Origin of the sequence: Gluconobacter sp. P5B12 (genome assembly GCF_018812035.1) — a bacterium.
Taxonomy (GTDB): domain Bacteria; phylum Pseudomonadota; class Alphaproteobacteria; order Acetobacterales; family Acetobacteraceae; genus Gluconobacter.
In genome coordinates, this window is the sequence record NZ_JACRVV010000001.1 from 881726 (window position 1) to 892739 (window position 11014).

Annotated in this window: 10 protein-coding genes; 2 read left to right on the forward strand and 8 right to left on the reverse strand. The window is 52.7% G+C overall.

The annotated features are described in order from the left end of the window. Position 1: 1 nt before the first annotated feature. The 3 genes from acs to KP702_RS04005 form a co-directional block, all read right to left on the reverse strand. Positions 2-1900 (reverse strand): acetate--CoA ligase, encoded by a 1899-nt coding sequence (gene acs / locus KP702_RS03995; RefSeq protein WP_215768523.1) that lies wholly within the window; start codon positions 1898-1900, stop codon positions 2-4. Positions 1901-2041: 141 nt separating this feature from the next. Then, positions 2042-2605, reverse strand: coding sequence for a 5' nucleotidase, NT5C type (locus KP702_RS04000; RefSeq protein ID WP_215768524.1), 564 nt, complete (start codon positions 2603-2605; stop codon positions 2042-2044). Positions 2606-2740: 135 nt separating this feature from the next. Beyond that, the gene (locus tag KP702_RS04005) at positions 2741-3154 is read right to left on the reverse strand and encodes a hypothetical protein (RefSeq protein ID WP_215768525.1); all 414 of its coding nucleotides are present in this window, start codon (positions 3152-3154) and stop codon (positions 2741-2743) included. Positions 3155-3429: 275 nt separating this feature from the next. On the opposite strand from KP702_RS04005, the gene KP702_RS04010 reads away from it, so the two are divergent. Further along, positions 3430-4386 carry a ribokinase gene (locus tag KP702_RS04010; RefSeq protein WP_202206750.1) on the forward strand — a complete coding sequence of 319 codons (957 nt, stop codon included), beginning with the start codon at positions 3430-3432 and terminating at the stop codon, positions 4384-4386. A gap of 44 nt (positions 4387-4430) precedes the next feature. Here KP702_RS04010 and KP702_RS04015 read toward each other — a convergent pair whose 3' ends face one another. The 4 genes from KP702_RS04015 to KP702_RS04030 are packed head-to-tail and all read right to left on the reverse strand — an operon-like array spanning position 4431 to position 7899. Next, positions 4431-5003, reverse strand: coding sequence for a membrane integrity-associated transporter subunit PqiC (locus KP702_RS04015; RefSeq protein ID WP_215768526.1), 573 nt, complete (start codon positions 5001-5003; stop codon positions 4431-4433). Further along, positions 5003-5962 (reverse strand): MlaD family protein, encoded by a 960-nt coding sequence (locus KP702_RS04020; RefSeq protein ID WP_215768527.1) that lies wholly within the window; start codon positions 5960-5962, stop codon positions 5003-5005. Before KP702_RS04020 ends, KP702_RS04015 begins: the two co-directional genes overlap by 1 nt. Further along, positions 5962-6735 (reverse strand): ABC transporter ATP-binding protein, encoded by a 774-nt coding sequence (locus tag KP702_RS04025; RefSeq protein WP_046899474.1) that lies wholly within the window; start codon positions 6733-6735, stop codon positions 5962-5964. The genes KP702_RS04020 and KP702_RS04025 overlap by 1 nt, the downstream gene beginning before the upstream one ends. Before the next feature lie 3 nt (positions 6736-6738). Next, complete coding sequence (locus tag KP702_RS04030; protein ID WP_237389852.1) at positions 6739-7899, reverse strand: ABC transporter permease; 1161 nt, start codon at positions 7897-7899, stop codon at positions 6739-6741. 177 nt (positions 7900-8076) lie between these two features. Here KP702_RS04030 and KP702_RS04035 point away from each other — a divergent pair, with 177 nt between their 5' ends. Continuing rightward, positions 8077-8979 carry a S1/P1 nuclease gene (locus KP702_RS04035; RefSeq protein WP_202206753.1) on the forward strand — a complete coding sequence of 301 codons (903 nt, stop codon included), beginning with the start codon at positions 8077-8079 and terminating at the stop codon, positions 8977-8979. Between the two features lie 110 nt (positions 8980-9089). Here the strand turns inward: KP702_RS04035 and KP702_RS04040 are convergent, their stop codons facing one another. Next, positions 9090-10496, reverse strand: coding sequence for a diguanylate cyclase (locus KP702_RS04040; RefSeq protein WP_202206754.1), 1407 nt, complete (start codon positions 10494-10496; stop codon positions 9090-9092). Positions 10497-11014: the final 518 nt, after the last annotated feature.

Consider the following 11014-nt stretch of genomic DNA (forward strand, 5'->3'; position numbering starts at 1 on the left):
GTTAGCCCTGAACAATAGCGATCAGAACTTCCACAATTTCTGGATCAGCCAAGGTGGAGAGGTCCCCAAGGCCATCAGTCTCGCCGCAGGCAATTTTGCGCATCAGGCGTCTGACATTTTTGCCAGATCGCGTTTTTGGAAGATCAGGGACGATATATACTTTTTCTGGCACCGCATAACGCCCGACTTTTGCAGCTATGGCGCGAACGGCAAGCATTTCCAAATCGGGATGGGACGGATCACGGGCCACAGCATACACGACAATGCCCTGACCTTTCAGGTCATGCGGAATACCAATCGCGGCACTTTCAACAATCGCATGTTCTGCAGCCAGTGCATCTTCAATCTCGGCAGAGCCGATGCGATGCCCAGAAACATTGATGACGTCATCAACCCGGCCAGTGATCCAGTAATAGCCGTCTTCGTCGCGTCGTGCGCCATCGCCCGTAAAATAATGGCCGGGGTAGGGGCGAAGATAGGTTGTTTCAAAGAGCGCATCGTCATTCCAGATCGTCAGTGCGCGACCCGGCCATGATCCATCAATGCAGAGCACACCTTCTGTTGCGCCTTCCAGCGGATGTCCTTTGTCGTCAACTAGGATGGGATTTACGCCCGGAAGTGGGAGTGTTGCAGACGCTGGCTTTTCCTTGACAGCGCCTGGAACGGGCGAAATCAGGATGCCACCGCTTTCAGTCTGCCACCAGGTATCTACGAAGGCGCAACGCCCACCACCAATGACATCATCGAACCAGGACCATGCCTCCTGACTGATCGGCTCACCGACAGTTCCCAGAACGCGCAAAGAGGTCAGGTCGTATTCGCGGGGAACATCGTTTCCTTCGCGCATCAGGGCACGAATGGCAGTGGGAGATGTATAGAATGTGGTGACCTGATGGGCCTGAATAACATCCCACCAGCGACCGGGCTTCGGATGAGACGGCATGCCTTCGAACAGGAGAACGGTGCCACCGTTCGAGAGCGGGCCATAAACTACGTAGGTATGACCGGTAATCCAGCCGATATCGGCCGTGCACCAGAACACATCGCCAGCCTGATGGTCAAAGACAAGTTCGTGTGTGTAGGAGGCCCAGGTCAGGTATCCGCCTGTTCCGTGGACAATGCCTTTTGGCTTGCCTGTGCTCCCAGACGTGTAAAGTAGAAACAGCGGGTCCGTAGAGGCCATCGTTTCAATTGGGCATGACGCCGAAGCCACTGCCAGCAGTGGATTGAGCATGTCATCACGGCCCGCCTGCATGGGGACGGGTTCATCTGTGACACTGACGACCAGAACGTGTTTCACAGACAAGCTGTCCGGGCGCAGGCTCAGCGCAGAATCCATCGTCGTCTTGAAAGGGATGCGTTTCGCGCCACGCCGCCCGACATTGGCCGTGATCACCAAACTGGCGCCACTGTCGGCCAACCGATCTGCAATAGCCTCCGGCGAGAAGCCGCCGAACAGCACGACATGGATTGCGCCCAGCCGTGCGCAGGCCAGCATGCTCACGACGCCTTCGATTACTGTTGGTAAGTGAACGGCAACGCGGTCACCCCGACGAATACCATGATCTCGCAGAACATTTGCCAGACGGCATACGCGCTCATGCAGATCACGATATGTGAGGCGGATGATGTGCTCTGCTTCTTCTGCCTGCCAGATCAGTGCGGTCTGATCTCCTCGTGTTTCCAGATGGCGGTCCAGGCAATTGAAACTGGCGTTCAGCGTTCCATCTGAAAACCATCCCGTCCCGGTGTCCTGCGCGCTGGATGGAGCTTTAATCCAGTCCAGCCTTTTTCCCTGATCCTGCCAGTATGCTTCTGGATTTGCTCGGGCGGCATCCGTTTGTGCACGATAATCTTCAGGGGAGAGGCGAAACGCACCAGCGCGATAAGGGGTGGACATAAACGGAATGTGCTCACTGACCAGAAGCTGAAAAAAATAGGGTGAAAACCTGTATCTTAAACAGAACCACAAATCCAAAAGCAAAAAAGCCTGTTAGCTTACAATGCTGTAATTTCTGGCCGTGAGGCTGGGAGCGAGCGTTTATGGAGCGTCTGTTTCGGGATGCATTTGCATCAGATAGGAAACGGCATCTTTCCAGTTGGCGACCCGCGGCGACCATTCCACATTCAGATTATGGGGAGCGGAAAACAGGATGCCCTGTCCTCTGAAATTCTGAAAATGCCGCACATTATCGTCGATGAGAAAATCGGCAGCAAGAATGCTTTTGTGCCCACAGAAGACGATGTTCAGAGTGGGAATGAAGGGAAAGTTTTTCTGTAGCCACTGGAATTTGGGCGCGCAGGAGGCTGGATATTCCATTGCTGCGGTCGTGATGAAAATGTCGAAATGCTGGCTCAGAAATTCCAGTGCATTCTGTGCGCCGGGCATAACGTCAAGGTCACCGAAGAAGTGTCCGTCATGCAGAAGTGCCTGCATTCCCGCAGCATGTTCCGGAGTAGCCAAGTCGCCTAGATGGCGTCCTCTTAGTTCGTTTTCTGTCCACTGATAGCCGTGGACATCCTTGTACCAAAGACGTTGAGCAGTAAGTGCGTCTGCAATGACTTCATCCATATCGACAGCGAGACGGGGGCGAAGGTTTTTCACGATACAGGGACTCCTGAACAGAGTACGGAGAGTGAAGTCTCTTCTGTCCAGGAGGGGAGGGCAAGCCGCAGGGCGCAACCGATTACAAAAAATGAAGGAGGCTGCGCTATGCTCTGTAATAAGGTTGAGTAAGGATCAGCTAATGCGCCGACCTTCGTTCAGGCCGTAAAATACAAAGTGCATCAGAAGATCATCTTCGTATTCCAACAGATCCGGATTGGCAGCGCGATACTTTTCAGGGTCAAAAAAGCGGTTGGGCTTTCTACCTTCCCGATAACCCGCTTCCCGGTAATGCGTTGCCGGGTCAAGGCCTGAAGCTGCCACATCCGGGTACTCACGCATGTACCATGTCTTATCAAAGACACAGACCATGTCAGGGAGGAACGGCCCACTCGTGGGAACCTCTGCGGAAGCGACACGCTCTACATCAACATATGAAGCTTCGATAACGGTTTCTGGAGTGGGCAGAGCCGCTTTTTTGCTTCGAGACGCCGCTGCGGCTTTTTTCGTGGCTGTGCGAGAGGAGGTATGTCGATTGGCAGAGGACATAATTAGACTTACCCTGTCAGTTGAAACGTTTCTGGCGCGGCTGTGGAAACCTTGAAAAAAAAGCTGCTACGTCTCCATCGGCTCAGGAAATCCTAGCTTAGTAATGAAACTATTAATATGGGAAATTCATCTCCCTTTAGGAAAAAAATAACCATAGGCGATACGATCCATATGTCGGTTATCGCTTGGCTGGAGAGGCAAATTCTTTACGGCTACTGACGGCGTTGTAAGCCTAATGCTAAGAAATGTTTCCCAATTTTACCGAGATCAAACCTATGCCAACGACGAAATCCCTGATCCTGTCATTTGGAAGCATCAATATTGATGTAACCGCTCGGGCTACCCGTTTACCTCGACCTGGAGAGACTGTGCATGGCGAAAGCTACGCCGTCATGCTTGGCGGTAAAGGCAGTAATCAGGCTGCGGCAGCAGGGCGCTTGGCCGCTGGCTCTGAGGTGCGGGTCGCTCTGGCGGGACGCATAGGGCAGGACGGTTTTGGTGCACAGGCGCGTCAGGAACTGGAGCGTTTTGGAGTGGATCTTTCTCCCCTGCGAGAAGATGTTTCTCACGCCACCGGAATTGCGTTGATCGGGATTGATGGGAGCGGAGAGAACTGCATCACTGTGGTTGGTGGCGCGAACATGGCGGTAGATGAAACCGACGTTGAAGCGGCATCGGAATGGCTCGAGCGGGCAGCCGTAGTTCTCTTGCAACTTGAAGTACCTCAGAAGGCGGTTTTAGCTGCAGCGTGTAAGGCGCGGGCTAAGGGAGCACTGGTTGTGCTGGACCCGGCACCAGCGCCGGAGCACGGTCTTCTGGAAGCACTCTGGCATGAAATCGATGTTATTACGCCAAACGAAAGTGAAACCTTCCAATTGACAGGTATTCGTCCTGAAACGGTAGAAGACGCGGCAAAGGCAGCGAACTTACTTTTGGCAAAAGGTGTAAAAGCCGTCCTCGTCAAAATGGGAAGCCGTGGCGTGTTTTGGCATGATGGAACACGTAGCGGCCATAGTGCGCCATTTCGCATCCAGCCTGTTGATACTGTGGCAGCCGGAGACTGTTTCAACGCCGGGCTGGCGTTCGCTTTAGCGCAGGGGAAGCCTCTTTCCGAGGCTGTCCGCGTTGCGTCTGCCTGTGGGGCGCTGGCAACGACGCGTCATGGTGCTGCTGACGCTGCACCCGAATGGGAGGCGGTGGCTGCGTTGATGAATGCACAGCCAGAGGCATGAACTGAAACAGGAAGGTCTGTTTCAGGCCTTCCTGTTCAATATTTTTACATAACTGGAGCAGAGGTTCCGATTTTTACAGCTAACTGGTTGACGAGTTCACGCGTCAGTGCTGCGGTTCCATCATCGGTAGCCACCGATCCCTGGGCACTGAAGCTGGCGCGTTGGCGCACAACAGGGTGGTGTTCGTCAGTTGGAACAAAGGACCAGTCAGCCTCCAACGTTCCTTGACCAGACTTCGTAATATCGAGACGGTTGATCGTGATGACCAGCCGCGTTTGCGGTGACCCTGCGGAAGGGTGTGTCGTTACGAAAACTGAAGGCCAGCTACGAGACAACTGCGCCGTCACGAGATCTGTAACGCCCCTGGACAGGCGGCTGGCCCATCGTCCATTCGCGCTCCGGTCCAGTAAATCTCCATCGCGGACAAGAATATCCTTGCTGTCGAGATAATCAGGAATAATGACGGGGTCGACGGCCAATATAGTCTCTGGTGCCGTGCTGGCGGGCAGATTGCTTCCGATGGCAGGGGCTCCCAGAGTGTAAAAACGCACTGGTGGGGACGAGCAACCGCTGAGCAGCAGACCAACGAGGGCTAGGGAGGCGAAAGGTAGTCTCATCAGTGGCGTCCCGTCAGGAGGAGTTGCGGATTGCGTTCTACGTCGTTTGCGAACCCTCGCAGAGCAGAGGCTGCCGCAGCGATATCGCGCAGGCTGGCTTCCAGATTGGCTCGGTCTGTCGATCGTGGAGATGTAATGCTCTGAATATTATTCAGGCTTTCCCCGGCCTTCTGGATGGTTTGGTTACTGCTTAACAGCAGAGCCTGGAGTTCCTTCCCACGCGCAGTCAGTTGGTCGGAGCCAGCATCTGCAAGTCGGTTCAGACTGTTGAGAGTATGTTCCAGCTCGGGTTGAAGATGCGTGACGAGGTCTTTGCTTGCATCAATCATGTCCCGACTGTGATCGGATGTTGCACGGATGCTTTCGATCAGTGCAGGCATGTCTCTGTCCAGTTTGTCGGAAAGCTCCCGGACGGCTGCAAGGGTGGCATTGGCATTGTCGCCAAGTTGCTTGAAGGGCAGATTTTGCAGAGTTTGTGTCATCGCCTGAATGGACGACTGCTTTGTCGGAATTTCCGTAACTGTCGCAATGTCAGGATGCAGAGCGGCTGGCGTGTCAGGTGCAAAATCCAGATCAATTTCGGAAGAGCCGGTGACGAAACTTTTGAGATTCATTTCCCCTCGCAGGCCCTGTGACACCAGATCCCGGATTGTTGGGAAGTGATGAGCGCTGCTGTTGGTGAGGGTAATATTGTCTGGCCGCATCGTGATGTAGACAGGGATGTAAGCGTCTCTTGTCTGTGGGTTATATTCGATAACGACCTTGTCCACCGCTCCAACCTGCACACCACGGAAAGTGACTGGCGCACCCACGGATAGGCCGGAAGATGCTCCATGGAAAATAAGGACGGCCTTTTCCATGCGGGTGAAGGGATGGAAGTTGCCGAACAGCACGAAGGCTGCCACGCCAAGGCCGATCCCACCAACAACAAAGGCGCCTACGAGAGCCTGCTTGTTCATCAATTGCGTCCTTCTTCGTTGCGTTCCCGATGCATGAAAGCATGGACCTGAGGTTCGTCGCAGTGGTCGCGCAGGTCCCTTGGAGAGCCGTGTGCGATGGGGATTTTGCTTTTTGCGTCCAGAAATATTCCGTCATCGGCGATGTGGAACAGACTGGAGAGTTCATGGCTGACGATAACGACGGTCGCACCGAGACCATCTCGGAGATTGAGGATCAGGTCATCCAGACGAGCTGAAGTGATTGGGTCCAGACCCGCAGAGGGTTCGTCAAAAAACAGGATATCCGGATCCAGTGCGATTGCTCGTGCCAAACCAGCACGTTTCCGCATGCCGCCACTGATTTCTGACGGAGACATGTCTATGGCTGGCAGAAGACCTACAAACCCCAGTTTGAGTTCTACGAGCCGACGAATGACATCTGGTTTGAGGTCCGTGAACATCTGAAGGGGAAGGGCGACATTTTCCCCGAGAGTCATGGAACTCCATAAAGCGCCGCTTTGGAAAAGAACGCCGAACCTGTGGTTGAGCTCTGTTCGTTCTGCTTCAGTGCCAGACCAGTAATCTTCGCCATCGACCTGATATTCGCCAGCGGTTGGGCGAAGGAGGCCAATCATGCTTTTCAGAAGTGTACTCTTGCCGCAGCCAGAGCCGCCCATGACAGCAAAAATGCTGCCCTTTTTCACTTCAAGTGAGATGTTCTTCTGAATGACTTTGGGGCCAAATGCGAGAGTGACATCCTGCATTGAAAGAACAGTTTTTCGGGTATCGGTCATGCGTCAGATTCCCAGCACATCGGCAATAACGGCAAAAATGGCGTCAATCGCAATGACCCCGACAATTCCCACCACAACAGCCCGGGTAGCCGCGATGCCGACATCAGCGGCTGATCGTCCAGCCTTCAAACCAATCCGGCAACTAGTGAGGCCGATGAAAGCACCGAAGACAATGCTTTTTACAAAGGCGAAAATGAACTGACCGATACCGAAGGAGGTGATTGTCTGATGGAAATAGCCAGCAGCCGTAATATCCAGCATGGAAATCGCGACCACGAACCCTCCCAGCATGCCGATCAGACAGCCGTAGAGGTAAAGAAATGGCATCGTGATAACGAGCGATAGAACTGCAGGAAGTATCAGATACGTGGATGTTGGAATGCCGAAGACGTTGAGGGCATCAATTTCCTCATTGCCCTGCATGGTGGAAATACGCGCTGCGTATGCGCCTCCGGTTCGTCCTGCCATGATGATGGCGGTCATGACGGCGGCCATTTCGCGAACCATAGCGATGCCAACAAGGCTTGCGACGTAAATACCAGCAGCAAATTTCTGAAGCTCGACTGCACCAACAAAAGCCAGAATGGCGCCAATCAAAAAATTGACGATACCAACGATTATTAATGCCTGAGGACCGGCATTGGCCGTATCACTCAGAAGATCCGAAAGTCGCATCCGACTTCGCCCTGTCAGGGCCTGAAGACCTCCGCGAAGTGTCATGCCGCCCAAACTTGCAACAGTGCCAATTTCAGTGAGACTGCTGATCGTGTGGCCTCCGATCCGTTCAAGAACGGGAATACGCTTGGCTGCTGCTGGAGGAGGGCCATCAGCGGCGTCTGGTAAGAGCGCGAGAAGCTGCCTTACAGGGGGCGGCAGGCTTTGAGCATCCAGAGTAATGTGTTTGTCGTGCCCACTACGTTTGATGTCCCAAAGAAACGCGATGAGACCTGTGTCCCAGTCGGTGATGGGAGACATATCAAAGGTGAGGGTGCTGTCATTGGGGACTGTAGACAGTCCGTCTTTCGGAAACTGAGGAATATATCCTGTTCGTGCCAGCCACGCGCCCTTGAGTGTCAGAAGAGGGGCATTCTCTTCCGATGTAAGGCTCCATTGAGGAGTTTGAGAGGGGTCTAACGGGGCAGGTGGCTTTTGCAATTGCGTCACGCCATTTCAGTCATTTTAGTCCTCATCCTCTCTACGAGGTCAGAAGCCAAGAGGAAAGGGGTAGGCCGAACCGTTCGGTCATTTTAATGCAACAAGTGTATCAAGAGATTCACTTGTGAGCAGTTTGGAAGGGTGAGAAAAGCAATCAGACTTCATAACGTCCGAGATGGTTTTGCTATGCGCACCTGGCTCCTTTCTGTCCCTTTGTTCTGTGCTGTTACGATAAGCACCGCTTCTCAGGCACTTGCCTGGGGGCCTTATGGACATGCGATTGTCGCTGATATCGCTCAGGATCGCCTGACCCCAGCGGCCGCCAAAGCGGCGACCGCGCTTCTGGCTCTGGAAGGTCATCAAACGCTGGATCAGGTTGCGTCATGGCCAGATACAATTGGACATGTTCCCAAAAAGAAGGGCGGCGCACCCGAGACGCTGCTCTGGCATTACGTTGATACGGATGTGTCTCAGCCGGCGTACGATCAGGCGCGCGATTGTGCGGACGGCAATTGCGTTGTCGAGAAACTGCCAGAGTTGGAAAAAATCCTCGCTGATCACACGGCGTCCCCACAGCGTCGACTCTATGCTTTAAAGTGGGTTGTGCATCTGGTTGGTGACTTGCATCAGCCTCTGCATGCTGCCGAGCGTGATCATGATAAAGGCGGGAATGCTATCCGGCTGTCATATTTTGGGGATACTGCAAACGGCCATATGAATCTTCATGCCCTCTGGGATGAAGGCGTCCTGGATCGCCAAGCTAATTTGGTTGTCGGGCCTCATTATTCCATCGATTTTGGTCATGCTCGCGAGGAAGCCACTCGGCTCGGCGCCACGATCACACCTGATGAGACAACATATTGGGTGGCTGATCTTTCCGGCGGCGATGTTCATCATGCCGTTATTGATTGGGCTGACGAAAGCCACTCTTTGGCACGGTCTGTCGCCTACGGTGCTCTTCCACAGGTCAAAGGGGCGGATATCAAGGAAGCCTATACGGCTATCGCCTGGCCGATCATCCAGCTTCGGTTGCAGCAAGCAGGTGTTCGTCTTGCTGCGATCCTGAATACAGCAATGAGCGATCAGTAAGTTTTCAGGTCCATCTCCAACGCAGTATTCTGCGTCTGGTAAGAGAGCCCCCTTATCTGAATTTGTTCTTACACGAATTCAGATAAGGGGCTTTTCTTAAAATTATAAAATTACTGAAGCTGAGGGAGGGTTGCTAACGCATCCGTAGCAATAACGCTTCGATTTCTTCCTTCAGCCTTGGCATAATATAGAGCCCGATCAGCATCCTCGATGAGGTGTGTATAATCAGGGTGCCCATCAAATGTGGCAACGCCGATCGAAACAGTGACGGAAAATGAGGAGCCGGTTGGCTGGGTTAATATGTGCGTGACGTTCTCACGAATATGCTCAGCAACCTGAAAAGCTCTTTTTGTATCTGTCTCAACTAAAGCGATCAGAAACTCTTCTCCGCCATATCGGAAAATAAAATCGCTTGTCCGACAGGATGAGATTAATTTTTCGGCCACGCTTCTTAAAACAGCGTCTCCACCAGTATGGCCGTAACGATCATTAATTGATTTGAAGTGGTCAATGTCGATCATGAGAATGCTGAATGGAACCTCTCGGCGCATAGATTGAGCCACTTCTCGCGCCATGATCGTTGGTAGAAAGCGCCTGTTGAGGGTTGAGGTTAAAGGATCGCGTCCGCTCTCAAGCGCCTCACTCTCTTTGAAGAGGTCATCCATTAAAAAACGGATTTCTTCTATCTGGGCTTGTAGTTCGTGAATGCGAGCTGTGTCTGGGGGGACCTGAGCAGAGAGAGCTGGAATAAGGACCCGATCAATGCGGCGCATTGAGGTGCGAATATGCTCGATACCCATTGTATTCGGGAACAGCAGACTTCCCTTGTGATTGAGCCAAAGCCCAAACCCTGAACTTTCCAATGAGGGGAGGGGAGGGGGAGCATTGCAGCAAATGGCGAGTAATATCTTGTGACCCCAATCAAGGAGTGCAGCACGCTGGACCTCTCTTTCAAGAGTGACATCCTGCCCAAGGGTCACAAGACGGTATGCCTCGTCTGTTTCGATTTCTTTCTGAAGATCCCTCACAAACTCTCGGCTCATCATTTCGATAGCCAGATCCATCATGTTCTCGATGTAATCGATGGCTGTCGATAGATCCGCGGGCGTGAGGAAAATCTCGAAAAGCAGTTTTCTCAAAGTGTTTTTAAGAAGGCGGGCTCCATGCATGACGACATGCATCGGGACGCGCATCCTGGCGTGAACCAGTCCAATCCGACGCTGCGTCGCTACAAGCTGTGCAAGGTCGGGCGCTGTAGATGAAAAGAGAGATTGCAGCCATCTCAGCAAAGCGGAATGAAGGTGGTCGTTAACAATCTGGTTGGAGAGAAAAGGTGTGGCTTCTGGATGCGTCAGGAGCGTCGAATAGAAGACTTCCACACTCTCGGCAGCATGTTTCTCTACCATATCAGCGACGGCTGAACGGATAGCGGGGTCAATGGCATCTATAATGAGCTGCCACTCCACTTCATCTGGTGAAAGTTGTTGGCTGTTTGAGAGAAGTGCATCAACCGTCATCAGAAACTCCAGAAACGAGAACGGCTCACAAAATGTGTGTGGCGTGCCGCACGCCATATGATGATCCACTATAAGCGTTAAATTCAGGTGAGTAACGTCGTGGAAGGTATGACGGACTAATGCGGCTCCAGACGGCCGAGATCAGAAGCATGCTTTTCACCGATTTGCAGGATATGAGCGGTGGGGCGATGGGTAGGATGGCAGCCTTAGAACATGGCTTCACCAAGTTTTTTGATTTTTATATGATTTTTTGATTGACGGTGTGTGTAGGTGGCCGTATAAGCCCGTTCACCGACGCGGCGGGGCCTTCTTCGAGGGCTTGGCCGGGGCGGTTTGAGATGATGATCTTTGAAAATTGAATATGGAATTGGAAGGGATATGTTGGCGGCGTTTTGGTGCTGCTGGTTTTGGGATTATTTTCCTGAGACCTGAGTGTCGAACGTTTAGACGCTGATGTATCTTTTTAAGATGCTTCAATTAAGCCTAACGTTTTTTCATTTGGGTTTAGAGGATTGAAC

Excerpts from the sequence above, each read along its gene's own strand:
- KP702_RS04005 (WP_215768525.1), bottom strand. The coding sequence starts at position 3,154 with ATGTCCTCTGCCAATCGACATACCTCCTCTCGCACAGCCACGAAAAAA.
- KP702_RS04015 (WP_215768526.1), bottom strand. The coding sequence starts at position 5,003 with ATGAGACTACCTTTCGCCTCCCTAGCCCTCGTTGGTCTGCTGCTCAGC.
- KP702_RS04020 (WP_215768527.1), bottom strand. The coding sequence starts at position 5,962 with ATGAACAAGCAGGCTCTCGTAGGCGCCTTTGTTGTTGGTGGGATCGGC.
- KP702_RS04025 (WP_046899474.1), bottom strand. The coding sequence starts at position 6,735 with ATGACCGATACCCGAAAAACTGTTCTTTCAATGCAGGATGTCACTCTC.
- acs (WP_215768523.1), bottom strand. The coding sequence starts at position 1,900 with ATGTCCACCCCTTATCGCGCTGGTGCGTTTCGCCTCTCCCCTGAAGAT.
- KP702_RS04035 (WP_202206753.1), top strand. The coding sequence starts at position 8,077 with ATGCGCACCTGGCTCCTTTCTGTCCCTTTGTTCTGTGCTGTTACGATA.
- KP702_RS04040 (WP_202206754.1), bottom strand. The coding sequence starts at position 10,496 with ATGACGGTTGATGCACTTCTCTCAAACAGCCAACAACTTTCACCAGAT.
- KP702_RS04010 (WP_202206750.1), top strand. The coding sequence starts at position 3,430 with ATGCCAACGACGAAATCCCTGATCCTGTCATTTGGAAGCATCAATATT.